A 25,684-nucleotide genomic window follows, 5' to 3' on the forward strand; every position below is an offset into this window, starting at 1 on the left:
CTATCAAGTTTATAGATTACTTTTTAATCCATTCTGCAATATCATTAATAACTGGCTCCGCTACATAACCGGCATTTTGATATTCAGCCGGCACACTCTTACCCATTCCTTCTATGAAAAGATGGTTGAGCTGTGGGTAACTTTTAAAGGTTACATTTTGCCGCGAAGATAAGGCTTGCTGCCAACCTTGAAAATCTTCCATCGTAACTTGATAATCTCGCTCTTTTTGCAAAATTAACATTCGGTGTGTTAATTGTTGAGCAACCGTATGCGGATGATAACCTCGTAGATCTACCAGTATGAGGCCGGAATACCAAAGAGTAATTCAGTAGCCGGCACCTCGCTAGATAGTTGCGGATCTTTCACTCTGGAAACTTGTGGGGTTAGAGTGTCAATTTGCGCTTGTTTCTCTGGAGACACTACGCTATCCAAAGCCGCAATATAATTGACTTGGTCAAGAACCGTATCTTCTAAAAATCGAGTTAAACCGGCCATCACAATGAACCCCGCAATATTAGCATCAGCTTCACCAATTTTAGGAATCAACATTCTCCCCAAGCTGTGGCCTAAAATATAAATTTTTTGTGCGTCAATTTGCTCAATTTGGCGCAGCGAAGAAACCGCCGCTAACGCATCATCGGTGGTTTCTTCGCTAACTGTAAATCTGCCGATAAATTGATTTGAATAAACTTTTGTTCGTTTTTCATAGCGCAGCACCGCAATACCTCTAGAAGCCAACCCCCAAGCCAGATCGCGGAACGGTTTATTAGGGCCAACACTTTTATCCCGGTCATTAGGGCCAGATCCGTGCACCAACACATTGGCAAGGAAAGGGCCATTGCTCAGCGCAATGCCAGGGGGAACCAGCCGGTGGTTTTATAGGCGATAATCAGGTCAAGGCAAGCAATAGCGGTTGAGAAATGCCACAGCCGCAAACCGCTGAGAGGAATACCAAAGGCAATATGTTGAGAGGAACTCGTCCCCAGATTCGGCACTACACAGTCGCCGGCTTGAGTGTTGCTAGCGTTACGCTCTTAACCCAGCTGATATTGCCACTAATCAAGCCCAACATAGTCATTTTGTTTCTTGCTGCCGTGGCATTTAGCGTCTGGTATGGCGGCTTTGAGGCAGGATTGCTGGCTACCCTCTTATCGACTTTAGTCATCGCCTACTTTTTTATCTCGCCCAACTATTCCCTCACCATTAGTTGGGAAGTCATGCTGCGGCTAGGCATCTTCTGGCTAGTGGCACTACTGATCTGCTCGCTTAGCGCCGAACTGCGAACCGCCAAACAGCGAGCTGAGGAAAATCTCGCCAAACTAAAAGCAAGCGAAGAACAGCACCGTCGGATTGTCGAAACAGCTAACGAAGCTATCTGGGTAGTTAATGCAGAATGGCGCACAGAATACGTCAACCAGCGCATGGCAGAGATGTTTGGTTACGGCGTTGAAGAAATGCTGGGGCGCTCCCTTTTCGACTTTATGGATACTTCCGCTCGCCTGGAAGCTCAGCAGCAGATTGATCGCCGGCAGCAAGGCATTAAAGAGCGATTTCACTTTCGTTACCGCCGCAAAGATGGTTCCGATCTTTGGGCATTCGTTTCTGCTAACCCAATTTTGGATGAACGCGGAAATTTTACAGGCAGACTCGCCATGCTTGTCGATGTCACAGAACACCAGCAAGCACAGAAGGAACTGCAAGAATCAGAGAAGCGTCACCGCGCTTTTGTTGAGCAAAGTTCAGAAGGAATTTGGTGTTTTGAAGTCGAACAGCCGATTTCAATTGAGTCTTCGGAAGATGAGCAAATACAACTCTTTTACCAATACGGATATCTTGCAGAGTGCAACGATATCATGGCAAAGATGTATGGGTTTTCTGTAGCCCAAGACATTATCGGCTTAAGACTCAACGACTTCATCCCTCGTTCAGACGACCATAATATCGAGTATTTGCGTGCTTTTATTGGTTCGGGCTATCGGCTTATTGATGCTGAATCCCATGAAGTTGACAGCAAGGGAAACCCGAAACACTTCTTGAACAATCTTGTGGCAACAGTAGAAAATGGCTTTGTAATAAGAGCTTGGGGAACTCAACGCGACATCACAGAGCGTAAGCGATTAGTAGAAGCGCTGCAAGAAAGTGAAAACCGATTTCAAATCATGGCAGATACCGCGCCGGTTTTGATTTGGATGTCGGGGCTTGATAAGCTTTGTTATTACTTCAATAAAGTCTGGCTAGACTTCACCGGCAGGACAAGGGAAGAAGAAGCCGGCAACGGCTGGGCTGAGGGTGTCCATCCTGACGATTTACAACGCTGTCTCGATACTTACATGACAGCATTTGACGCCCGCCAAGATTTCCAAATGGAGTACCGGCTCAAGCGTTTTGATGGAGAATACCGCTGGCTTTTAGATACCGGCATTCCACGCCTCACACCAGACGGCAGTTTCCTCGGTTATATCGGCTCCTGCGTGGACATTACTGAGCGCAAGCAAGCTGAAAATGCCCTAAGAGAAAGTGAAGAACAAATCCGCTTAATTGCCGACTCTGTACCAACGCTCATTGCCTACATTGATTCACACGAGCACTATCTATTCAACAATAAAACTTATGAAGCCTGGTTCGGGAACGAACTTTCAGAAATTACGGGAAAGCCAGTTAGGGACGTTTTAGGTGAGGCAGCTTATGAAGAAGTTCGCCCTTACCTCGAATTAGCATTATCAGGCCAAACAGTGAATTATGAAAGAGCGATTTCCTATAAGAATGGGAACCAGCGTTATGTGCGAGTAAGTTACGTTCCTCATTTGGGAGAGCGAGGAGAAGTCAAAGGATTAGTTGCTTTAGTCAGCGATATTAGCGATCGCCAGAAAACTGAAGAAAAAATTATAAACCTGAACAAAGAGCTGCAGCGACGCGTTACCGAGTTAGAAACCTTACTAAGAGTCATTCCAATTGGAATAGGAATGGCCGAAGATGCTCAATGTCAGCAACTCAAAGTCAATCCCTATTTGGCAAAATGGTTAAGAATTTCCCACGAGACTGCCTCTCTCAGCGCCCTTGTCGAACAGGAATCTAGGAAACTGAGAGTCTACAAATCTGGAAGAGAACAGGCTCCAGAGGAATTGCCGATGCAGTATTGTGCTGCTAACGGCGTCGAAGTTCTCGATGAAGAAATTGAAGTCTTTCATGAAAATGGGGGACTCATGAAGCTGCTAGTGTCTGCGGCTCCGCTGTTTGACGAAGAGGGCAATAGCCGAGGGTGCGTCGCCGCCTTTTCTGATATCACGGAACGCAAGCATAATGAAGAGGAATTGCAAACTTTAATCAAAGATTTATCTGACATCAAATTTGCCTTAGATCAAGCGGCAATTGTGGTGGTAACTGACTCCAAAGGTGTAATCAATTATGTTAACGATAAATTTTGTGAAATTTCCCAGTATTCCCAAGAAGAATTAATCGGGAAAACCCATCGTCTGGTGAATTCGGGTTATCATCCCAAAGAATTTTTTCAGCAGCTTTGGTCAACGATCTCTAGCGGCAACGTTTGGCAAGGAGAAGTTAAAAATAAAGCGAAAGATGGGACGTATTACTGGGTCGATACTACGATTGTCCCGTTTCTGAATGATCGAGGTCAGCCGTTCCAGTATTTAGCGATCCGATTTGACATCACCCCGCGCAAACGGGTGGAAGAAGCGCAAAGCTTTCTGGCCGGCGCAAGCACTGTACTGGCTTCTTCCCTCGACTACTCCACAACCCTTACCAGCGTGGCACAGCTGGCAGTGCCCCACATGGCAGACTGGTGTAGTGTCCATGTCCTGAAGGAGAACGGTTCGATTGAGCCGCTGGCAGTTGCCCATGCCAATCCAGCCAAGGTACAGTGGGCAAACGAATTACGCTATCGGTATCCGGTTGATCCCAGCGAAGAACGTGGTGTGGCTCACGTTCTCCGCACCGGCAAGTCAGAATTATACTCAGAGATTCCAGACTCCTTGATAGTGGCATTCGCTCGCAGCCCAGAACACCTGGAAATCCTGCGGCAAGTGGGCTTATCCTCAGTGATGATCGTGCCAATAGTGGCTCGTGAGCAGACGCTAGGCACAATCTCTTTTGTCTCGGCTGAGTCAGGCCGGCGCTATACTTCCGCTGACCTTGCCTTTGCTGAGGATCTCGCCTACCGCGCTGCCTTAGCCGTGGAAAACGCAAAGCTCTACTCCAGTGCAGTCGAGCATCGCACTCAAGCTGAACTAGCGAACCGGGTTAAGGATGAGTTCCTGGCAACGCTGTCTCACGAACTACGGACGCCGCTGACTTCTATCTTGGGGTGGGCGAAGTTGTTGCGGACGCGGACATTTGACCAAACTACTACAGAGCGAGCGCTGGAGACGATTGAGCGTAACGCGAAGTCTCAATCGCAACTGATTGAGGATCTGCTGGATGTTTCCCGAATTATTACCGGCAAGCTACGCCTGAATGTTCGTCAAGTCTCACTGCATACGGTGGTTGAGGCTGCGCTTGATGCGGTGCGTCCAGCGGCTGAGGCTAAGTCAATTCGACTACAGCCGGTGCTCGATCCGTCCGCAGGGCCGATTGCCGGTGATCCGGAGCGCTTGCAGCAGGTACTGTGGAATTTGCTTTCTAATGCAATCAAGTTCACTCCTAAGGATGGGGTGGTTCAGATATTCCTAGAACGCATTAATTCTCACATTGAAATTACAATCAGCGACACCGGCATGGGCATCAAGGCAGAGTTTCTGCCATTCGTCTTTGAGCGCTTCCGTCAAGCGGATGCCTCTAGTTCGAGGGTGCATGGGGGGCTAGGTTTAGGGCTGGCAATTGTGCGTCATTTGGTGGAACTACACGGAGGCACGGTATCTGTCACCAGTCCGGGTGAAGAACAGGGTTCGACGTTTACGGTGAAACTGCCGTTGATGATTATTCACAAAAAGTTCCTTCCCTCACAGCGGTTGCACCCCACCACTGGCGGGGAAACGTCTTTGGACTCATCCCTGGTGCTTGCCGGCTTGCAGGTTTTGGTGGTGGATGATGCCACAGATGCGCGTGAGTTGATCAAAACGATTTTAGAAGAATACGGGGCAAAAGTGACGGCGGTAAAATCTGCGGCTGAGGGGCTGTTAACCCTCCAACAGCTGAAGCCCGATGTGTTGGTGAGTGATATCGAGATGCCTGGTGAGGATGGTTACACGTTGATTCGCCAGGTGCGGGGGTTAGAAGCTTCGCAAGGGGGGCGCATTCCCGCAGCTGCACTCACAGCCTATGCGCGGGTGGAAGACCGGCAACGGGCTTTGTGGGCCGGCTTTCAGATGCACGTCACCAAGCCGGTTGAGCCGGCTGAGTTGGTGGCCGTTGTGGCTAATCTGGCCGGTAGAACTCGAGATGCTTAATCGAACACTCATCTGAAGTGCTACAGCTCAGTTAAATGTCTAGCAGCCGATTGCTAAATCCCCACAAGTTCACAACCCCCAGATATGCCGGCAACTGAGAAATCTCCTAGGTTTCCACTTCTGGCCACAGCCGTTCAAGTTGATACCGCCAAGCGGCTAGCACGGCGTCTCGCGACTCGGCGCTTTGTTCCATGTCCCCCATCAGTCCTTCTTCGTAAAACCGATCTAACGTCTGAAGTGTTGCTTGCAGAGATTGTCCCTGAAGCTTTGCAGCTAAAACAATCTGACGAATTCCGCTTTCTCTCAACTCGTTAAAGCTGTCGGTGACTCCCCGCTCGCGCAACAACACCAGACGCTGAACCGCAGCGGAAAAGTCGGCGGGAGACAGGCTTTGCCGGCTGTGCTGGAACACGCCCCACAAAACGTTTTCATGGAGGGCATAGCGAGTTTCTTGGGTGGTGTCAAAGTTAGCTTCTAGTAACTGCTGGAGAAACGGTTCGGCTTCTTGAAACGGCAGGATCGGTACTAAAACTCGTAGCCAAGAGTGGTCATCGGACAGAAGAACCAAAAGACGGAACTTGTCGGTGTCAACCTGCCACGACGTCGATGTTGGCATCTCAACGGCTTGAGGGAACTGTTGCTCCAGGATATTGGTAATTTCTTCAGGAGTCATATCGATTATAGATTATAGATTTTAGATTCTAGAGGGGCGCTAGCTGTATGCACATCAGCTGATTGGCTGAAAGTTTAACCCTCAAAAAATAAACCCCCGACGGATGCCGGGGGAGAAGCAATGATTAAATTTGAAATTCAACCTAAAATCAAGCCTCTAAAATTAACCGAGCCATTCCAGAACGGCTTCGTCCTTGGTATTGGTATTGCGGCTGGGGGTTTCGCGGTTGAACTTCATGTGGATCGAGCGGGTTTGCTCGCCATCTGAGGCGACTGCCATAATCGGGTAGTCGATCAGGCCATCTTGGAAGGACATTTGGAAGCGGAAGGTGCCATCGGGATTGAGCTTAATTGGACGTCCGCCGATGGTAACAGTGGCATCGGGTTCGGTTGCGCCGTAAACAATCAGCTCAGCATCGGCAATCAGCCAGAATTGGCGAGGGCGATTGGGTGGGGCGGAAGCGGAGAAGCCGGCACCGGACATTGTCATGCCGACACCGGACATGGTTAGACCAGATGCGGTCGGAACGGCCCACATTCCAACGCCAGAAGGGAAAACGTAAGAACTAATGGCTGAGAGCGGGATTTGCTGCACAGAGCCGGCAACGTGCTGCATGGAACCAAAAATTGAGCCGGCAACTCTTGCGGCTTCGGCGGGTTGAGCCATACCGAAGATTTCGTCGTAAATCGGATTTTCGTAGACAGGTTCCACGCGCTTGCTGGGAGGAACCAGTTCCACGAAGGTCTTACCGCGCAAGTCTTCTTCCCAAGCGACGGAGATAAATTCATCTTCGATCCAGTCGGAGGGATAAACCGGCGGAACGTGTACCTGCGCGGAACGAGCCAGAACCAACCACCGACCATCGGCGCAGCGATAGCCGATATCAACGACATAGTCGCGATCGCTGACTGGGATGGGCAAGTACCACTCGCGGGCCAGCTCATCTGAGGGATATTCTTGAATGCTGTGGGGGCTTTGGTATTCAATATTAACGTCGGTGACGTCGTAGATCCGCAGCGCTAGTTGCTGACCCCCTTGCCGGCGCAGGTCTTCTTTGTGGTCATTGGGAATATCCCAGTAAGTGTAAGCCCATTGTGGATCGCGGGGCATGAGGACGATGCGGCTGTCTCCATAGCCGGCCGGCAGATCCGCCAGTCCTTCATCTACAGATGACAGTTCTCCACCCAAGCGATCTTCTTGACCGAGTTCAAATTTTGCTGCTTCCACTTCTTCTTGCGGCTCCAGTGTGCGAGATGGGCTATTAGAAATTTTGGTGCGTTGAATTTCTTGAATTGAAGCCAGCAGTTGCGATTTCCGCATACGGCTGTAGCGAGAGATACCAAATTCGCTAGCAACTTTGCGAAGTTGCCGCAAGGTCATCTCTTCTAAGGGTGGGCGTTCTTTTGCCATGAATAGGTCTCCAATAGGTTAGACGGCAGGTAGGTCGCTCCTGATTTACGAACTCATTTAGTAGGACAACATTATTCCCCACAGGTGAGCGCTGAAACCTTCTAAGCCTTGTCTGGTGATGGCTTGGCGATCCCTCGTGTAGGGTTTGGACAGATGGGCTGTAACTCATCCGTGTGCCTCTGAAGGTGAATTAGTCTGGTGAATCCACTTTTACCTTGGCTTTTGGCAGCCGGTGGTTCTGAGCGCGACAGACTTTGGTTGATGGCCCTTTGAGTTAAGTGTGATTGAGTCCGTCAACTTCAAGGCGACGGGCCGGCATTGCTTTGCCAAACTCTTTGGGCTATTTTCTTTATCCTTCGCGTCCTCGCTTTGCGAGTTGAGTTTGGCAGAGGCTACAGCCATGCCACTGTCTGTAGTTCCAAACCTATTTCCGTGATCAATGCTAAAAAATAGCATTTCTTTGGGATCGCGGGGATCGCTTTGTTAACTTATATGTTGCAGAAAAGCCCAAGTCTGGTCAAGGGGCTACGCGACTGTTTATAAGCACATTTACGGATTTACAGGAAAAATGGGGATCATTTTGTCATGAAACCATGACAATTGAATTTTCCAAAGGCCAGCACTCTGGCTTAATGTCAAGTTTTCCTGACAAAGTGTGTCTACAAAGCTTCAGCAGCACGGAGAATGCCTAACAAAACACAGAAGCGTGAAAAGCCGGCAGATTGCTCTGCACCCTCTTCACGCTTCTGTTTGTTCTAATCCCTAGTCTTTAGCTATTTCACAACCCAATCTTGGATAAGCCACTGGCCATCTCTGCGAACCAAATTATACCGAACCCCAAACTTGTCATCGCGTGAGTCTGTCAGCTTACCGCCCTCAAACGACTTAGCGGCTTCACTGACTTCAGCATCAACTTTGGCTAGATTGGGATCGTTCTTATCCATTTGCACCGATTGAACATTGAGACTTTGTTGGTACTCGTTGTAGGCGTTCATTTCCTTGGCTTCTTTTGCCCATCGCTGCCATTTCGCTAAAGCCGGCCCTGTCAAAATTTGCTCTAACTGCTCAACTTTATGTTCTGGCCCTAAAGCCTCTGCTTTCGTGGTGAACCATTTTTGAATCACTTGCTCGGCAAGGGAATCGGAAAGTGGGCCAGTGGTAGCGAGTGGGTTAGTATCGGGGTCAGGAATTGCCACTGGAGGCTGACGTAGCTCCAAGAAGGGTTGGTCTTTTTCCAATGCAGGACCAGACAAACGACTCAATTGATCAGCGATCCAGCCCAAGGTTCTGGCGCTGAGAAACCCAAGGACGAGCAGAGCGATCAGTGTGACCAATGCCAGTCCAATCAGCCGCTCTACTTTAACAGAGCGCAGTAGCTTTCCAGAGGTACGCTGCCAACCTCTTAGAGAGCGGTTGCCTCGCCGTTCTTCAGTTTCTGCTGCCGGTCGAGGGACAGTAGCCACTGGCACCCGTGCTCTTTCATCAGGCCGAAGCCGTCCCTGCCGACGTTCCGAGTTGGACTCAGTGAGGGGAAGTGTTGCAGCCGATTCGCTGTGCAGGGGTTCGCCTAAGTTGGCCCCAGAGCCATTTAAGGCTGGAGAAGGCGTGTGTTGAGCTTCAACCAAGGGAGGCTCAGCACTGCCGCTAAGGGCACTCGGCACCGTTGTCGGGCCGGTTGAGGCTGAAGACAAAGTTGCCATATTAGCCCGCGAGGCAATGGCCGCCACCGGCTCCCATTGCGTCAGCGGTTTGGCCTCCACCTTCTTAGGCGTGGGGCTTAGCTGAGTTGTCACAGGAAACCATTCATTGCTAGCTTCTTCTTCCTCAGCCGGCAGGGATTCCAAATAAGCTTGAACCCGCTCATCGGCAAAATAATCTTTCAGCAATGCTTGTTGATTCGCCAAGTCTCGGAAGTGGGGAAACACTTCTTCTTGCAACCAGCGCTCTCCATATAAACAAAGACCGGGCAACAAGTCTGGAGCATTCTCAGACTGTTTGCGAATAAAATCCAGGGTCTCGTACTCTTGGCTGAGTTCTAAAGCTTGAGACGCTTCTTCAGTTTGCCCCAGCAGCAGCGCACAAATCGCTTGTTCCAAGTGTACATCCTGACGCTTGCCTAACCGCATCAGCATCAGTTTCGCCTGACGAATCAAAATCGGCTGCCTTTGGGCAAATCCCCGTGCGATCAGGGCGTATACTGCTAGGTAAGTCGCCACAGCGGAAGGCCGCCTTGCCTCTACTTCAAATAAACTTTGCTGTTCTGCGACGGTTAAATAAGAGCGCAATTGTTGAACAAAACGCAAGAAGTCATCGACACTCAAGCCGGACTCATCGGTGCCGTTGCCGTCTATCCCGCCTCGCTCTTGCAGCATATCTCGCAACAGATGCAAGCCTCTGCGCCGTTCAACAACATATTCGTCGCTCAGCTCTAGCAATTCCATAATCCGGTAGGGACGCAGCTTGTAGAGGTCTGCTTGCATTTCCCCCCGTACGTTCGGAAATAAACCGTCTTTTAACAGCAGTTCTTGGCCGGTTTCGAGGGAGACGGCTGCATTTTCGTACTGACCCTGCTGCCATTGTTCCCGACCGAGTTCTAAGCAAGCCAGTGATACCGTTAATATGATGTCTGGCCCAACAAGCTGGGGTTCTCCAAACCGGCCTACTTTTAAGCCAAAACGGCCACTACTGAGAGAGGGTTGACTGAGCTTGAGAACCAGTTCATATTCCCCAAGTTCTTGCAGAATCAGCAAGGCACCCACAAATTGCTTATCTTCAATCTCAATGCTAGGGGTATGAAGATCGGCGTGGCTGTGTGGGGAGTCAGACCCTGCTGCCGGTGGTTCACCCAAGCCTTTAGAATCTAAGTCATAGGTTTTGGCCAGAAAGCTCGCATCGTAAGCTTGACGCTGGTCTGGCTCACTGAGTATGGCATAAGCTTCGTCGATAAGTTGCTTACGAGCCAAGATCGCCACTTCAGAATACTCCCGTCGCGGTAGCTGTAGGGAGCGATCACGATGAGCCTGTTGCAACTGTTCAGCGGTTGCCTGAATTGGTAAGCCGAGAATCCGGTAATAGTCGAGTGGGATTCGCACAGTCCTCTTCCCCAGCAGTGAGCCACTAAATTGATCTATATTATCGAGGCGTTAATCATTAAAATAGCTGAGTTCCCATAATTTTTTGGAGATGGTGTCAGCGGTTTACTCTCCAGATAAGTACAAGATCCCTTTCCCTCCAAGATAATATAAGTTTTGACAATTTAGTAGATTGGCAGGGTCAATTCGCTTATCTGTAGTCTAAACTACAACTTGCCTCTGAAAAATCGCCAGAGTTTGATTGTTGGCCCATGACGTGACCCATAACTCACCGCAACGGCGGCTAGCGCACAGAAGGCGGGAATTTTTAAGCGGTTACCAGGTAAGGAGAGGGATGGATAGGGAAATTTGTCTCAATTCCGTGTGTTCAGATTCAGCTTGAGTGCTGGAACTAAGGCTATTTTGACAAAACCAGTTTTGAGTATAGTTGCCAGGGGACAAACAATCAATGATTCAGGAACGGACTTTACCGGCATTTGATACAAGTTCAGTACAAATCACCAAAGAAGAAGGTTTGGTGCTGTACGAAGACATGATTCTAGGGCGTTTTTTTGAAGACAAATGCGCCGAAATGTATTACCGGGGCAAAATGTTTGGGTTTGTCCACCTCTACAATGGCCAAGAGGCTGTTTCTAGCGGCGTCATCAAGGCAATGCGCCGCGATGAGGATTATGTTAGCAGCACCTATCGTGATCACGTCCATGCCCTGAGTGCTGGGGTGCCGGCAGCAGAGGTGATGGCAGAGTTATTTGGTAAGGCGACAGGTTGCAGCAAGGGACGAGGCGGTTCCATGCATATGTTCTCTGCCGAACACCGGCTGCTGGGTGGCTACGCTTTTGTGGCTGAGGGAATCCCTGTAGCGACTGGCGTAGCGTTGCAAACCAAGTACCGGCGTGAAGCGATGGGTGATGCCAATGCTGATCAGGTAACGGCTTGCTTCTTTGGGGATGGTGCCTGCAATAACGGTCAATTTTTCGAGTGCTTAAATATGGCGGCACTGTGGAAACTGCCGATTTTATTTGTGGTGGAAAATAATAAGTGGGCAATTGGGATGTCTCACGAACGGGCAACTTCTGAACCAGAGATTTACAAGAAAGGTGCTGCGTTTGGGATGCCGGGGATTGAGGTAGACGGCATGGATGTGCTGGCAGTGTATTCAACGGCTAAAGAGGCGGTAGCCCGTGCCCGTGCCGGTGAGGGTCCAACTTTGATTGAGGCGCTGACTTATCGCTTCCGGGGACACTCTCTAGCCGATCCGGATGAATTGCGCTCGAAGGAAGAAAAAGAATTTTGGTTTCCCCGCGATCCGATTAAACGGTTAGCGGCTTACCTAACTGAGCAAAATCTGGCAACCCAGGACGAACTCAAGGCAATTGAGAAGAAGATTCAAGGAGTTGTGGATCATTCGGTGAAGTTTGCAGAGGAAAGTCCGGAACCTGATCCGAGTGAGCTTTACCGCTTTATTTTTGCTGAGGATGAGTAAGTAATTCAGCAGAGGTAACCCGAAGTAAATCGCTTTGCCGGCTCACCCATACAGTTTTTTGAAAAAAATAGGGGCAATTCGGAAATTGCCTCTATTTTTCTGTTAATTTATCTACAAAATCGCCGGGTTATAACTCTCTTCTTCCGCCTTTAACCAACAGCCATCAACCGGCATGAAAAGGTTAATTAATTGTTTGCTTCAGTGCGCGCGGTTGGTTCTTCCTTTTTCTCTCCATCTGGATTTCTTCCTTTTAAGAGTTTTTCAACTCGCGCCTTTACTTGAGCGTGTCGCGTCACTCCCTCGTAAGCATATCGGTTATAGCCATTGCGCTGAATAAGGGTTGCTAGATAATTAATCCGCTCTTTTGTACCGGGGTGGGTGGATAAGAAACTTAGGAAATCGCTGTCGTCTCCCTTTTCTTCTTTGAGGGTCACCATCAAATTGTATAAGCCATCAGACGCGTAGCCGGCGGCAACTAAGAGTCTAGTGCCAAGAATATCAGCCTGACGCTCTTGATCGCGGCTGTAGTCGAGCATCAGCAGGTCTGTGAGGGGGCCACCGAGGGGGATAAACTGGGTAATGTTAGCGAGTAAGGTTCCCTCTGTAACACGTTGAAATCCGTGAGAAAGGATAGCGTGGGCTAATTCATGAGTCAGCAAGCCGGCTAATTCTGCTTCAGAGTTGGTGTTTAAAATGACGCCGGCATTAACAAAAACCTTACCGCCTGGTAAAGCAAAAGCATTGAGTTCCTTGTCTTTTACAACATAAAATTCATAGTTAAAATCACGACCGCTTAAATTAGCCAGTTTTTGGCCTAGGTCATTAATATAGCTGACAACAACTTCGTCTTCAACTAACTCTAAATCGCGTTTTGCTGAGCCGGCAATTCTCTCTCCTAAAGCTGATTCGCCTTCGATTAGTAAGGCAGTTGTCTGCACAGCAGAAAAAGCGCTAAGCGGGTTGCCGGTGACGGCGAAGCTGATCGCGCCCAACAACCCATTTGCGATGGCATTGCCGGTTAATTTCTCTCGCAAATCTGAGCGAAAGCGTTTCAAGTTGGTTTCTGCAAGTTCGGTAAACTCAGTTACTTGCGGATGATCAGGGTTGAGCAAGGCAAACTGACGCGCTGCAACCGATGCTTCTAACCATTTTCCGGTATCTGCAAGTGCACCAATTCTGCCTTTAAGCAAATCTGGATGATCGGGGTACAGCGTGTTTGCGCGTTCGAGAACTTCGAGGTATTCTTTGGCGTTGCCATACTCTTTGAGTGCCTGAGCGTAAAGTAAATGTCCAGGGATGAATTCGGGAGATTGCTCAACTAAAAGCTTCAGGGGAACTAAAATTCGGGTTGCTAGCTTCTGCTGGAAGCCGATTTGGGCTTCGCGCCAATAAACCCTGCCGGCGGGTGAAAGTAAATCTGGATCAGTAATTGCTTCGGGGCGCTTTTCACTGCCGAGTTCCTGTATTTCTTCAGGAAATGGACGTTTTGCTGTCTGATATAAGTTGACTGCTGCTGGGATATCGCCGGCGAGGTAAAGTCTGTCGGCTTCTGCAAGAATTTGCAACCGGCTGCTTTTTTCGTCTAATTCTGCTGTGTCTGCCGATTCTGAGTTGCCGGCTGCTTCGGGCGTTTCTTGAGTTTCTTCGTTGCCGGCTGCTTCGGGTGTTTCTTGAGTTTCTTCGTTGCCGGCTGCTTCGGGCGTTGGCTGGATTTGAGCTATTTTCTTGGGAATGTCTATCGTTGTCGGTTCAGCGACACTATAAGCTTGACTTTCCGGCACTGAAGGTTCTGCCACAGCAGCCGGTGGCAACAAGACAAGGCTAAGGGCAATCAGCAGGGAATTCCAGACTGGTTTCATAACAGCTACCCGATCTGTGTTTCTAACTAATCTACTCAAATTTTGTAAGTTGTGTGTCTGTGCCGACTGTGAATTCAGGTAGCGCGTGAGAATAATGATTCGCGCTAAATTAGCCGAATTGCGTTATAGGCAGCAAGGGGCAACTTCTCCCACTTTTTTTCAAGAAAAATTTTCATGCCGGCATCCCCTGTGGTTCCGCACAATCCTAAAGTGAAACCTTCATAATAGAACTGGTGCCCGCCCCTCACTCATCGGGTGCGGCAGCCTCAAAACATCTTAAAACTCAAAGGATAAATATCATGAAACTCATTGGTTGCCTACTCACCAGTATTCGCAAATGCTTAGGCTTGCTATTCATCTTATGGGGAAGCATTCCCACCTTACTGATCCCAGGTATTGGGCTATTTCTCGGTCTGCCCTTCCTGCTCATCGGTGGCATCTTGCTCGCTTGTTGAAGCGAAACGATTGCGGCAAGTGCTAAGTTAACTGTAATCCCCTAAAAACGATTTGAGCCTAACCAAGGGCGGTTAGGCTCGAAAGAAAATCAGAGACAGATTGTTCAAAAATTAAACCAAAGAAGACGGAACGTTACGAGTGAAAACAGTCAATTACTAGGGTGGACAACTTTCGTAGGGATTCCAGACAGGGGACATCGGGTCTAGACCCATCAACAACGAATTTTTTTATCACTCCTTTGCTGCTCGATACTAACGTTTAACACTCTTGTTGATGTCCACTATTAAATTAACATAGGGTCGGCTCTTAGTAATAATGAGTTTACTAAAGTTTACATTTTTGCCTATTCCTAATAAAGTCCTGAGTCGGAGAGTAGAGTTTTAAGTTCTAAGCGGGAGAGGGGGCAAGTTGAGAGGTGAGGTATTTCTTTCTCTTCCCATGCCCCATGCCCTATGCCCTATGCCTTAATCCTCAGATTCCTCCGGAGCGGAAGTTGGGGCGGTGGGAAAATTCAGCACCGGCAACCGATCTCCTCGAAACACCTCCTCACTCGCCTGACCAAGTTCGCGCATCAATGAAGAGATCGCTTTGCCTCCCCACAAACCAAGTAAAACCGGCACTGTTCCCAAGCTCAACAGCACATCCACGGGAGCATTTGCTGCATCTGGAGAGGTTGGCCGATTGTTAGAGGTGTCAAATTGATGACTTTCTGATAGGGTTTGGCTAGATAATGACATCGGTGCCTCCAAAAACGTGATGGTGGGAACAACATAAAGGCAGTTGCGCCTTTATCATCAACTATGCCAAAACGTAGGGCGGGTGTGCTATTTCTAGGGAGCGAGATGACTAGCAACTATGACGACGCTGATATTGAATGTGAATGAGCGAGTCGGGGTGGGCAGCGGGCCAACCCTAGCCGAGTGGGCATCGAGCGCACTGGGACTTCCAGATGTGCGGGTGCAAGTACGGCTGCGCGGGAATAATTTGTACCTTCTGTGTGAGGGATCTCCGTGTCCGGATGTGGCAATTGCAGTGACTCGGTTCGCCCAGGCACTCGCCCATAACTCTCTAGAAACCCTCAGCCCTCCGGAGCAACCCCGGATCTATCAAGTATTTTTATCGGGTCGGGAAGTTGGCCATAATCGGCCTGATTGGACGGTGCGACTCGATCCGACTCAGCTGGATCGGCATTTAGAGCCGGCGAGTCCATCTAAAGTGCCTCAGCCTGAACCTCCAACTCTGACGCCGGCGCAACCGACTTTTAGCACCCTGCCGATTGCGGTTCCACCGGCAGCAGAAAAGCGGGGGAGTGTGGCAGCAGTGCAACCCCTCAGCGTCTCAGTGCCTCAGCGCCTCATACAAGCCCCATCTAGCCCTGAAAGTCTGGCTAACCAGTATTCAGCCCGATCTGGGAACCCGGATGCCATCGCCCGCTATCTCAGCGAAACCCTAAGCGCTTTAGGAGTTGGGGTGAAGGTTTCCGTAAGAGATATTCAAGATGCTGGTGCGGAGGAAGCAAGCGAAGGGTACAGCAGAGGCAATACCTCCGCCCAAAATACCAAGCGTCTTTGGGTGTGTTGCGAGTCTGCCTACAGTCCCGATCCCTCATTGCTTGCCGAACCAATCGCCCAGCGATTGCGGAACTTATTAGAAAAGCGTGAAGGGGTTTCTCTCCAGGGATTTCGAGATGCGGTGATCGTCGGTCAGGTTAGCGGTGAAGCTAGACCGGAGTGGATGCTGCGTGTGGATATGACGCCGCCGGAGGAGATGCTGAAGGCGTGGGCGTGTTGGGGTGACGTGCAAGCCATCGCGCTACTGATTGACCGCGCTTTAGCGAATCAGGGAATTGCGGTTCGGGCGGTGCTTAAGGAGGCAACGCTGCATCTGTTTTGCAGCCGGCAGCCTTCACAAACCGGCAGCCTTCCAAACGCTGCGGAAACTGCCGCCGAGGCGAATAAGCCGGCACCTGATAAATGGCAGTGTGTGGCTGCAATTAAGCCGGTCTTAGAAAGCATTGCCCCTCAAGGAATTCAAGCCGCAACGATCTATGGCGTAGACAGTTCCCAGTCTTTAAATCCTCAGTGTGCCGTTTCACCCAAAACTCCGGGTTTGGGGCTGGGTGCGGAAGAAACACCCGTTTGGATTGATTGGGTGAATTTAGCTGCCACCCAGCATCCGGCTTTAGCTGAGTCAGCTTTAGATTTAGCGAAGCGAGGAGATCGAGGGGCGCTGACGTTTGTCCTCGACCGGCTGATTCATCCCAATTTGAATGCCAAGCTGGCTACCGGCGGTATTCACCTGTCAATTTTGCAGAAAGACGACTTGCTGCACGTGATCAGCGATGCCCCGGTGTGCCCCCCACAAAGTCGGGTTGGCCCTCCGATCGCCAAGTTACTGCGCCAGTTACAAATTCCGGAAATTTCCGGGGTGCGGGTGTACGGACGACGTGCCGGCCAGAAAAAGCCTTTGTGGCGCTACGGCGCTGATTTTGTGGGGCGCTACGGCGCAGCACCAGAAGCGGCACCAGAGTTTGCGGCTTCGGTTGCGGAGGGGGCGGAATTGCTGCCGCAACCGGGCGATTTAGTTTTGCGCCCAGCTATCAAACCGAGCCAAGAGAAAGCTGGTTTGGCTGGGATGGGACAAGGCATGGGTCATGTTCTACAACAGTTGTTGATTCGAGCGCAACTGTTCAGTCCTAGCAACCAGTTCGCAAATCAAGCGACGCCTCACGGGGTTTGGGTGGCACTTGTTTGGGGCACACTGGGATTGCTGCTGGCGCTACAGGCAGATTGGGTGATGGGTCAGTTGGTACGAGATACCAAGTTGTCTCCGGTTCGCGAAGCCCAGTTGAACCAGGTATTTCAAGAGGCGCTTTCTAAGAAGCCGGTTGCGGATGAGGAGGGCAAAGTCCCGACAAGAGTATCCCTGGATCTGCCCCAAGTTTCTCTGCCGAAATCAAGAAAGGACGATTCCTCCGTTTTTAATGTGTCCGGCTTTACTCAGCAGGGAAGCGAACAGCTCACGATTGCCGGCAAATGTCAGGTAGGTGCCGGCGGCCTAGACCCAGAGCGCTGTATTCTGGAATCTTTGTCTTACCCCAGCTTTAATAGCCGCCAGCTAGATGAACATCTCCTGCGCTACCAGCAGTATTTGGCTGATTCGGGCACCCCAGATATTTTGATTGTGGGCAGTTCACGGGCGCTGCGGGGGATCGATCCGGCAGCTCTGCAAAAAACCTTGAGTGCACAAGGTTCTCCCAATGTCAAGATATTTAACTTTGGAATCAACGGTGCCACCGCGCAAACAGTCGATGTGCTGATTCGCCAGATTTTGCGCCCAGACCAACTGCCCAAAATGATTTTGTGGGCGGATGGGGCGCGGGCGTTTAATAGCGGTCGGGTGGATGTGACCTACAACGCGATTGTGGCTTCAGAAGGGTATCGGCAGCTGGGTGCCGGCAAACACCCGATCTCCGATGCCGGTGGGGAAATCGGCTCTAGCGCACCCAATTCTCCTGCGCCGGCTTTGGACGCCGCCTCTCAAGCCTATGATAAGTTCTGGACGTCGAGTTACGACGACATGAGTGAGTGGTTCAGCCAAAAGCTGGCTGGCATCTCTGCGACTTATCCCCAACGTGACCGGCTCAAAAGGCTCTTGCAGCAGCAGCTCGCAACGAAGCTCAAGCTGCAAGGCGTGACGCGTCAGCCCCTGGTGGCCTCTACGAAAGGCGCTGAATCCCCTGAAGCGGATGAGATGCAGTCTGCCGGTACGATTGATGCGAACGGCTTCATGCACCTGCCGGTGCGCTTCAACCCAGCAATCTACTATCTCAAACATCCCAAAGTCCCCGGCAATTATGACGCTGATTACGAATCTTTTCAGCTCGCAGGCCGGCAAACTTCTGCCCTGAAAAACCTGGTGCAATTTACGCAGTCGCGCGATATTACCTTAGCCTTCGTCAATCTGCCTTTGACTGAGGATTATTTAGACCCTATTCGTAACGCTTACGAACAGGAATTTCAACAGCAAATGTTGCGTCTGTCTATGGAAGAAAAATTTATCTTCCGAGATTTATCTGGACTGTGGCCAAATCAAAACGAACACTTTTCAGATCCTAGCCACCTAAACCGTTTTGGTGCCCATGAAGTGTCACAACGCGTGGCGAAAGATCCCATGATTCCCTGGCCGATGCCCAATGAAGAATTGAGAATTCAGAATTAAAAATTCAGCACGTTATCTTCCCTGCTTTATTCTTCATCCTTCATTCGTCAGATGGAATTTCTCTCACTTCCTTACGCCTTATTTCTTCTCAGCTTTCTCGGCGTTTACTGGACAGTTCAGCAACAACGCTGGCGTCTGTGGGTGATCTTAAGCGCCAGTTTGGTATTTTATGCCTCACTGCAATTTCAATACATCCCACTGCTGTTGGTCAGTATTCTGATTAACTTCCGTTTGGGACGCGCCCTCAACGCAAAAGCATCTAAACACCGGCAGTCTTTAGAGGGAAATATTTCCGAGCATGAAGATTTGCAAGTCGCTCAAGCAAATTGGAGTCCCCGGCGTCTGGCAATTTTGTGGCTTGGCATTTTCTTAAATGTTTTGGTGCTGTTGAGCTTCAAGTACGTGCCTTTTTTATTAGAATCTGCCGGCACTTTGTTGAAATTGCCAGAAGCGGGGCAAAGTGCCGGTTGGTTCCGCACCCATATTTTTCCTCCCTTGGGGCTGAGTTTTTTCACATTTGAGTGTCTTGCCTATCTCATCGATGTTTATCGGGGTGCGCCGGCAAGCCAGCATTTACTTCAGTTTGCTGCCTACAAGTTTTTCTTTCCTAAACTGATTTCCGGCCCAATTACCCGATATCATCATCTAACCACCCAACTACAAACCCTAAAATTTCCCTCTGCTGAACGGGTGACGGAAGGGCTTTGGTTAATTGCTTCTGGGGCGGTTAAAAAAGGATTACTTGCTGATCGCTTAGCCATTCTTGTAAATCTAAGTTTCGAGAATTTGCAACGCGCTGGGAGCGGTGATATCTGGTTAGCAACCCTCGCTTACGGATTGCAACTTTATCTTGATTTTAGTGGCTATGTAGATATTGCCCGTGGCAGCGCAATGCTGATGGGATTAAACCTGCCAGAAAATTTTGACTTTCCCTACTTTAGTACCAGCATTGCCGACTTTTGGCGTCGCTGGCACATTACTTTAGGAGATTGGCTTCGCAACTACCTTTACTTTCCCCTGGGGGGATCACGCAAAGGTTTAGACCGTACCTGTCTGAACTTATTAATTGTGATGTTAATTGCCGGAATTTGGCACGGTGCTGCTTGGGGGTTTGTTGTCTGGGGTTGGGTTCACGGTGTCGCTTTAGTGATTCACCGCCTTACAGAAGCCCTATCAAATCGGTTGCCACTTCTCAAACGCTGGTGGCAAAGTATTCCAGGTGTGCTAACGGCATGGTTACTGACTCAGGCAATGGTTTTTACCGCTTGGATCTGGTTCCGGCTTCCCGATTTGAGATATTCGAGTTGGGCAATTCAGCATCTGTGGGGACACGCGGCTGATATCCAGTTCACCCAAAAGGTTTATCTAGAAACAATGGGTTTAGATCGCTTGCAAATTTCTATGCTCCTGGGTGCTTTAGTTGCAGCGATGGCAGTATCTTATTTAATCAATCGAACTCTCAAATTAGAGTTAAATTGGCCTCTGAAAATTTTGTTGGTGCCGCTGTGTTTCTTCGCGGTGGCGCTACTCGCCCCCGATGGAACCCCGCCCTTTATTTACTTTGATTTTTAGTAAGATTTGGAGTCCGAGATTAGGGGATTTTATGTGCGCCGGCACATCCCCTTTCCTCTTTTCTCCACAGAAAGCAACCGCCTGCCGATAGAAAATGGCCCTTTAGTCTGATTTCAAAAATCTAAAACTCAAAATCTCTATCCCAAAATTCGTATAATTTCCAAATCACCCATTTTTGGCAAGATTTTCACTTATATTTTTGTACTATATCTTTTTTATCTTTTTTTGGAGAATATTTATACAAATGCAGTAAATAATTTTAGACAACTGCATTACTTTGTAATAAAGTCTACAGAAATAGGTCAAGAAGAGGCAATAGAAATCATAGGCAAGAAAGATCATGCCTAAATTTCTATTCCCTAACTCCCTCATCCTCGGTTTCAACGTCCCTTCAAACTTGATAAGAACACCAGTCGCTCCAGCTGCCGGCATAGAGTTTGCCTTTTGGGATGCCGGCGATTTCAAGGGAGAGCAAATTCACGCAAGCCGTGACACCGGAGCCGCAGTAGACAATAATTTCCTTCGCTTGCGTCCCCTCCGCCCACCGGCGCTTTTGCTCAGAAGCCGGCAGCCCCCGACCTTGCTCGTCTGTAACCGCTTGCCAGGGATAGTTCACAGCACCTGGAATGTGGCCGGCAATCGGGTCAATCGGTTCTCGTAAACCGTTGTAGCGCTCCGGTTCACGGGAATCTACCAGCAAAACACCCGGCAAATCTTTATGGGCTTTGACATACTCAATATCCACCACTCGATCCTGTTGAGGTTCGGGGACAAACGTTGCCGGCTTGGGCACCGACACTTCAGCCGTGACGGGATAGCCCGCTGCTTGCCAGCCGGTGAAGCCCCCATCCAGTAACGCAACCCGGTCGTGCCCTAAATAGCGCAGCAGCCACCACAGACGCGAAGCAAAAGCAAATTTAGAATCATCGTACGCAACAACAAAAGTTTCTTGAGAATTGATGCCGGTTGCTGCCAGCGTGTTTGCCAACTTGAGTGGATCGGGCAAGGGATGCCGGCCACCGTGGCGACCAACAGGACTGGAAAGCTCCTGGTTGAGATCTAGGTAAAACGCTCCGGGAATGTGATTAGCGGTGTATTGCTGTTGCCCTAGTTCTGGATCGGCGAGGGAAAAGCGACAATCGACGATCACCAGAAGTGGATCGTCCAGGTGTTCGGCTAACCACTGGGGGGAAACGAGAAAATCAGCGTCATTCATTGGCTCACCAACTGCAAGGAAGGGCTGTTGATATTTTTGCAGAGGTGGGAAAATTGCAAAAGTGTGTGCATGAGTCAGGGCGTTAGTGCAGCGTGCCCAGGGGGCATAGTATCGGCGCAGAAAAACTTTACTTTGAGCAATGCCCCGACTTTATCGGAGGCGATTCGCAGCTGCTTTCTGAGCGTAGGCGAGATTTTCCTGGTACTCAAGCGCTTTCTGCTGCGCCACTGCATAATTGGGACTAGATGCCGGCACTGCTTCCATCAAGGCACTCGCCTGTTGCCAATGACTGACAACCAAACTCCACTCATCCTGAGATTTAGCTGATTTAGAGAGTTTTACCGCATTCTGTGCCTTAGTCATTGCCACTGGAAAAGGATCAAATTGAGGCATTTGGGGAGGCGCTTTCAACAGAATTTTAGAAGGGGTGGCAACAGCCGGCGCGTAGGGAACCGGCAAGGGAGCTTCACCAGGAATCGGTGTAGGCATCAGCGCTATTGGGTTAGATGGCACTTGGGCCGGCTTCTGGGACGCAACCTGCATCGTTTGTTTGGCTTCAGGCCATTTAGAAAATAAAGCAATTCCGGATGCCACCAACACCGCAAACAAACTCACCATTAGTCCTTTTGCCAGTTGTTTCGGCGTGAAATATCGCCGGATCAGGCACTCAACTTGGTAAAGATAAGCCGCGATTGCAAACCAGATTACCACCCAAGGTCTGAGTGCGAACCCATCTTTCCCCGCCATGATTACGCCACGACCGCTGACATCCCAAAAGTTTTCAACACTGTCAAAAATCTCCCATGCCCTGTATCCAAATTCACGTCCAATACAACTACTGACATCTTCATTCCCCGCACCTCCCAAGCTGCAATTTAAGACATAAAAACCAGCAATACTGTTTAAAATAACTAAAAAACATAGGGCGATGATAAATGTACCGTAAACGCCTTCCCACAAGCCTTTAAAATACGGAATTACTTTAGATAGATACGAAGGTTTCTCTGCTCGAACAGCCGCGCCGAAAAAATGATAATATAAACAAAAGCATAAAGTGGGTAATAAAACCCAATATCCCGCAAAAATAACCAAAACATCATGACTGCTAATCAGGGCAGTTGAGGTAACAATGTTTAACCTAAACACCATTAAACTGGTGAGAGGAAACGCAATTAAAAGTAACCCCAACGCTCTCAACCAAGAAATTGGATAGGGAAACCATGCCGGCCATCTTTTTTTACTGTGTTTGAGCGAGTTTTCCTCATCTGCTTTCAAATCTCCGCTTGTCGGGTAAAAACTTTCATCATCCTGAGGTTTCAAAACAATTAATTCCGCCCAAGCCGGAGAATCGTCCCCAATCTTTCTTCCATAAATTTCGATAAAATCAACAAATTGGATTTGCCATTCTACCATCGTTTTACGAATGAACTCGATAGATGAATCTGGGTCGGGAACTTGATCGGATTCCAGCATTACTAATAAGCAATTATCCTTCAAAGCTGCCCTTGCCGTAATGCCGGTGTCATGAAGAAGATAATTGATGAGAGAGGCGATGGCTTCTGCATTCCCCTGATCGGGAAGTTCTACAGAATTAAAATTCGTCATAGTGACTAGCAGAATTTTTCATCAAGAACATTATTACGACTCAAAAGCACAAATATTTTTCTTTAAACAGACAGACAATCCGTGTAAAACTCATAAAAAGCACTGGAGTCACAGCAAACCGGCCTTCTGGATCGGTGTTGAGTTTCTCACCTCCGGAATAGGAAAACCGAATGAAAGTCTTCAGATAAGCCGTCCGTTCGCTTAATTGCCACTAAATAATAAAACTTAACCGGACTTCCTCAACACCTCACCGGCATCCAAAGATTCTGTCGGCCACGGTTAGAGTCAGTCATTTATGGTAAGAGGTCATAAGTCAAGAGTAAAGAATAACTGACAAACGATGCAAAACACTGAAAACTTTACCCCACAACTGACCGCTGACGGTTCATTCACCTTTTTCTCAGCAGAATTTGGCCAAACTTTTCACTCGCATTTTGGAGCACGGCAAGAAGCTGAACTTAAATTCACACAACCGCTACAGCTTGCCCATAAAGCCCGACAACCCGTGCTGCGGTTGCTGGATATTTGTTACGGACTCGGCTATAACACCGCCGCGGCTTTAGCCACAATTTGGGCAGTCAATCCCGACTGTCGCATTGAATGGATCGGACTGGAATTAACCCCCGCTGCGCCTCAAGCTGCAATCTCACAGAATCTGCTCAACCAATGGCCGACACCTATTCCTCAACTTTTAACCCAACTGGCTGCATCTTGCCAAATTGAAACAGACCGTTTGCAAGCGCAACTGCTGATCGGCGACGCCCGACAAACGATCCAGCAGGTATGTAGGTCCGGTTTCCCAGCGGATGCGGTTTTCCTTGATCCCTTCTCCCCACCCAGTTGCCCTCAGTTGTGGACTGTGGAATTTTTAAGTTTGGTAGCAAACTGCCTCCACCCCCTCGGCCTGATCGCAACTTATTCGTGCTCAGCCGCCGTTCGCAGCGCTTTAATCAGCGCCGCGTTGCAAATCGCCTCAACTTCGCCGGTAGGCCGGCGCTCACCCGGTACAGTGGCTTGGAAAAATGATAGAGATCACGAACCCAATACTTCCGCAGATTTACTGAGTTTGTCTCAACAAGAGCGGGAACACTTGCAAACTCGTGCCGCGATCCCCTACCGCGATCCCCATCTGCATGACTGTGCTGCAACTATTATCGGGCGGCGTCAAATTGAACAGCAGGCATCTTCCCTAGAACCCACATCCCATTGGAAAAAGCGCTGGTCTATTTCCTGAGTTTCTTTGAGAAACTAGAATTTATTTTGTATAAATGTAACAAAAGTTTAAAAAAACGGGCACCGAAGTCAGCTGTTGTGCGAATTTAGAAGAAAGAAACTAATCATTTACTCGGTTTCGCCCTCGGCTGGCCATGTGTTAAATACAAAAATTAATGGAGCTGTTCAAAATAACTTAGAGGGGGAGCAGATCTACGTGGAAAGCCTGATTTCTACACAATGATAATTAAAGATAATATCAGAAGAGTAGAAGCTGGCTTTTAGATAGAATGATCCTATTAGTTTCGCTTCTTATGTATCAAGTACGTCTGTAAGTTCCTACAGCAAGGTGTGCGAGCGTGAGCTTCCTAGATTTTGAACCGCCAAAAGTTCTCGTTGTTGACGATCATCCAGCTAGCCGTATGACAGCGGTGGCACTGCTTTCTGTAGAAGGCTACGATGTCTTTGAAGCAGAAAGTGGGCCAGCAGCGATTAAGTGCGTCAGCCAGACTAATCTCGATCTGATTCTGCTGGATGTGATGATGCCAGGGATGGACGGGTTTGAGGTGTGCCGGTGTCTCAAGCAGGATGAGCAGACGCGTCTCATCCCCGTCATTTTTATCACCGCCCTTAATGATCGGCGATCGCGGATCAAAGGAATTGAAGCCGGCGGCGATGACTTCCTCACCAAACCCTTCGATCACCTAGAACTCACCGCCCGCGTCAAATCATTGGTACGCCAAAAGCGTCTCAATGAAGATTTAGACCATGCAGAACAAGTGCTTTTCTCCATCGCCCGCGCCGTGGAAAGCCGAGATCCGAACACCGGCGATCACTGCGAACGGCTGATCGATTTGGGCAAAGAGTTTGGGGAATTTCTTAACCTGTCCCGTCCTGAGCTGCGGGATTTGATGTGGGGCGGCTATCTCCACGATATCGGAAAAGTGGGAATTCCTGACGCCGTGCTGCTCAAAAAGGGTCCATTTACCGATGAAGAGCGGGAGATCATGAACCAGCACGTCCTCATCGGTGAGAAAATCTGCAAGCCCCTGCGGACGATGCGTGGTGTTCTGCCCATCATTAAATACCATCATGAGCGGTGGGACGGTTCCGGCTATCCAGAAGGCTTGGTTGCAGATGAGATTCCTTTGCTCTCACAGGTATTTCAACTCATTGACATTTACGATGCTCTCACAAGCGAACGTCCCTATAAACGAGCTTTCACGCCGACAGAAGCCCTAGAAATTATCGCCCAGGAAACGAACAAAGGCTGGCGGAATCCTGAGTTGGTTATGCAGTTTCAGGAATTTATTGTGACGCTGCTAGGAAAAAGTAATGTGAAAATACAGACGATGGAAGTGCTTCAAGCCAGCGCTTCGTCGGTGTTATAAGGCAGGAGTGACGCTAGGAATATAAGAGAATCTGGCAATCTAGCATCTAAAATTGAGAATCTACAATTGCCTCATTCCTGGTTAACTTCAGG

Annotated in this window: 17 protein-coding genes; 7 read left to right on the forward strand and 10 right to left on the reverse strand. The window is 49.3% G+C overall.

Going from position 1 to position 25,684, the window contains the following annotated elements:
- Positions 1-16: 16 nt before the first annotated feature.
- Together H6F56_RS02910 and H6F56_RS02915 are read right to left on the reverse strand one after the other, a co-directional pair.
- Entirely contained in the window at positions 17-241 is a 225-nt protein-coding gene (locus tag H6F56_RS02910; RefSeq protein WP_190665361.1) for a hypothetical protein, read from the reverse strand.
- Positions 242-291: 50 nt separating this feature from the next.
- The gene (locus H6F56_RS02915) at positions 292-813 is read right to left on the reverse strand and encodes an alpha/beta hydrolase family protein (RefSeq protein WP_190665362.1); all 522 of its coding nucleotides are present in this window, start codon (positions 811-813) and stop codon (positions 292-294) included.
- Positions 814-920: 107 nt separating this feature from the next.
- Between H6F56_RS02915 and H6F56_RS25690 the strand changes: the two genes are divergently transcribed.
- Entirely contained in the window at positions 921-5,402 is a 4,482-nt protein-coding gene (locus H6F56_RS25690) for a PAS domain S-box protein (RefSeq protein WP_199312552.1), read from the forward strand.
- Between the two features lie 106 nt (positions 5,403-5,508).
- Here the strand turns inward: H6F56_RS25690 and H6F56_RS02945 are convergent, their stop codons facing one another.
- From H6F56_RS02945 to H6F56_RS02960, 4 genes are all read right to left on the reverse strand, one after another.
- Positions 5,509-6,075: a hypothetical protein gene (locus H6F56_RS02945; protein WP_190665363.1), complete on the reverse strand. Its 567-nt coding sequence runs from the start codon at positions 6,073-6,075 to the stop codon at positions 5,509-5,511.
- A gap of 162 nt (positions 6,076-6,237) precedes the next feature.
- Positions 6,238-7,485, reverse strand: coding sequence for a DUF4912 domain-containing protein (locus H6F56_RS02950; protein WP_190665364.1), 1,248 nt, complete (start codon positions 7,483-7,485; stop codon positions 6,238-6,240).
- Between the two features lie 210 nt (positions 7,486-7,695).
- Positions 7,696-7,887 carry a hypothetical protein gene (locus H6F56_RS02955; protein ID WP_190665365.1) on the reverse strand — a complete coding sequence of 64 codons (192 nt, stop codon included), beginning with the start codon at positions 7,885-7,887 and terminating at the stop codon, positions 7,696-7,698.
- Positions 7,888-8,258: 371 nt separating this feature from the next.
- Positions 8,259-10,577: an IMS domain-containing protein gene (locus H6F56_RS02960; RefSeq protein ID WP_190665366.1), complete on the reverse strand. Its 2,319-nt coding sequence runs from the start codon at positions 10,575-10,577 to the stop codon at positions 8,259-8,261.
- A 448-nt stretch (positions 10,578-11,025) separates the two neighbouring features.
- On the opposite strand from H6F56_RS02960, the gene pdhA reads away from it, so the two are divergent.
- Positions 11,026-12,060, forward strand: a complete 1,035-nt coding sequence (pdhA, locus tag H6F56_RS02965; RefSeq protein WP_190665367.1) for a pyruvate dehydrogenase (acetyl-transferring) E1 component subunit alpha — start codon at positions 11,026-11,028, stop codon at positions 12,058-12,060.
- 185 nt (positions 12,061-12,245) lie between these two features.
- On the opposite strand, the gene H6F56_RS02970 is transcribed toward pdhA, so the two are convergent.
- Positions 12,246-13,919, reverse strand: coding sequence for a M48 family metallopeptidase (locus tag H6F56_RS02970; protein WP_190665368.1), 1,674 nt, complete (start codon positions 13,917-13,919; stop codon positions 12,246-12,248).
- A gap of 299 nt (positions 13,920-14,218) precedes the next feature.
- Here H6F56_RS02970 and H6F56_RS02975 point away from each other — a divergent pair, with 299 nt between their 5' ends.
- Entirely contained in the window at positions 14,219-14,374 is a 156-nt protein-coding gene (locus H6F56_RS02975; protein ID WP_190665369.1) for a hypothetical protein, read from the forward strand.
- Between the two features lie 465 nt (positions 14,375-14,839).
- On the opposite strand, the gene H6F56_RS02980 is transcribed toward H6F56_RS02975, so the two are convergent.
- On the reverse strand, positions 14,840-15,112 hold the full coding sequence (locus tag H6F56_RS02980; protein WP_190665370.1) for a hypothetical protein: 273 nt from the start codon (positions 15,110-15,112) through the stop codon (positions 14,840-14,842).
- Between the two features lie 118 nt (positions 15,113-15,230).
- On the opposite strand from H6F56_RS02980, the gene H6F56_RS02985 reads away from it, so the two are divergent.
- Complete coding sequence (locus H6F56_RS02985) at positions 15,231-18,596, forward strand: DUF1574 domain-containing protein (protein ID WP_199312553.1); 3,366 nt, start codon at positions 15,231-15,233, stop codon at positions 18,594-18,596.
- 51 nt (positions 18,597-18,647) lie between these two features.
- Positions 18,648-20,168 carry an MBOAT family O-acyltransferase gene (locus H6F56_RS02990; protein WP_190665371.1) on the forward strand — a complete coding sequence of 507 codons (1,521 nt, stop codon included), beginning with the start codon at positions 18,648-18,650 and terminating at the stop codon, positions 20,166-20,168.
- 391 nt (positions 20,169-20,559) lie between these two features.
- Here H6F56_RS02990 and H6F56_RS02995 read toward each other — a convergent pair whose 3' ends face one another.
- Both H6F56_RS02995 and H6F56_RS03000 read right to left on the reverse strand, forming a co-directional pair.
- Positions 20,560-21,384, reverse strand: a complete 825-nt coding sequence (locus H6F56_RS02995) for a sulfurtransferase (RefSeq protein WP_190665372.1) — start codon at positions 21,382-21,384, stop codon at positions 20,560-20,562.
- 150 nt (positions 21,385-21,534) lie between these two features.
- Positions 21,535-22,989: a hypothetical protein gene (locus H6F56_RS03000; protein WP_190665373.1), complete on the reverse strand. Its 1,455-nt coding sequence runs from the start codon at positions 22,987-22,989 to the stop codon at positions 21,535-21,537.
- Between the two features lie 340 nt (positions 22,990-23,329).
- Here H6F56_RS03000 and H6F56_RS03005 point away from each other — a divergent pair, with 340 nt between their 5' ends.
- Entirely contained in the window at positions 23,330-24,223 is an 894-nt protein-coding gene (locus H6F56_RS03005; RefSeq protein ID WP_190665374.1) for a tRNA (5-methylaminomethyl-2-thiouridine)(34)-methyltransferase MnmD, read from the forward strand.
- A 337-nt stretch (positions 24,224-24,560) separates the two neighbouring features.
- Positions 24,561-25,592 (forward strand): HD domain-containing phosphohydrolase, encoded by a 1,032-nt coding sequence (locus H6F56_RS27065; RefSeq protein WP_190665375.1) that lies wholly within the window; start codon positions 24,561-24,563, stop codon positions 25,590-25,592.
- Positions 25,593-25,684 lie beyond the last annotated feature (92 nt).

The sequence above is a fragment of the Microcoleus sp. FACHB-672 genome, assembly GCF_014695725.1.
Taxonomy (GTDB): Bacteria; Cyanobacteriota; Cyanobacteriia; order Cyanobacteriales; family Oscillatoriaceae; genus FACHB-68.

What these genes read in the sequence shown, in the direction of transcription:
- H6F56_RS02950 (WP_190665364.1), bottom strand. Translation starts at nt 7,485, where the DNA reads ATGGCAAAAGAACGCCCACCCTTAGAAGAGATGACCTTGCGGCAACTT.
- H6F56_RS02945 (WP_190665363.1), bottom strand. Translation starts at nt 6,075, where the DNA reads ATGACTCCTGAAGAAATTACCAATATCCTGGAGCAACAGTTCCCTCAA.
- H6F56_RS02980 (WP_190665370.1), bottom strand. Translation starts at nt 15,112, where the DNA reads ATGTCATTATCTAGCCAAACCCTATCAGAAAGTCATCAATTTGACACC.
- H6F56_RS02990 (WP_190665371.1), top strand. Translation starts at nt 18,648, where the DNA reads ATGGAATTTCTCTCACTTCCTTACGCCTTATTTCTTCTCAGCTTTCTC.
- H6F56_RS03005 (WP_190665374.1), top strand. Translation starts at nt 23,330, where the DNA reads ATGCAAAACACTGAAAACTTTACCCCACAACTGACCGCTGACGGTTCA.
- H6F56_RS25690 (WP_199312552.1), top strand. Translation starts at nt 921, where the DNA reads ATGCCACAGCCGCAAACCGCTGAGAGGAATACCAAAGGCAATATGTTG.
- H6F56_RS02955 (WP_190665365.1), bottom strand. Translation starts at nt 7,887, where the DNA reads ATGGCTGTAGCCTCTGCCAAACTCAACTCGCAAAGCGAGGACGCGAAG.
- H6F56_RS02970 (WP_190665368.1), bottom strand. Translation starts at nt 13,919, where the DNA reads ATGAAACCAGTCTGGAATTCCCTGCTGATTGCCCTTAGCCTTGTCTTG.
- H6F56_RS02985 (WP_199312553.1), top strand. Translation starts at nt 15,231, where the DNA reads ATGACGACGCTGATATTGAATGTGAATGAGCGAGTCGGGGTGGGCAGC.
- H6F56_RS02995 (WP_190665372.1), bottom strand. Translation starts at nt 21,384, where the DNA reads ATGAATGACGCTGATTTTCTCGTTTCCCCCCAGTGGTTAGCCGAACAC.
- H6F56_RS03000 (WP_190665373.1), bottom strand. Translation starts at nt 22,989, where the DNA reads ATGACGAATTTTAATTCTGTAGAACTTCCCGATCAGGGGAATGCAGAA.
- H6F56_RS02910 (WP_190665361.1), bottom strand. Translation starts at nt 241, where the DNA reads ATGTTAATTTTGCAAAAAGAGCGAGATTATCAAGTTACGATGGAAGAT.
- H6F56_RS02975 (WP_190665369.1), top strand. Translation starts at nt 14,219, where the DNA reads ATGAAACTCATTGGTTGCCTACTCACCAGTATTCGCAAATGCTTAGGC.
- pdhA (WP_190665367.1), top strand. Translation starts at nt 11,026, where the DNA reads ATGATTCAGGAACGGACTTTACCGGCATTTGATACAAGTTCAGTACAA.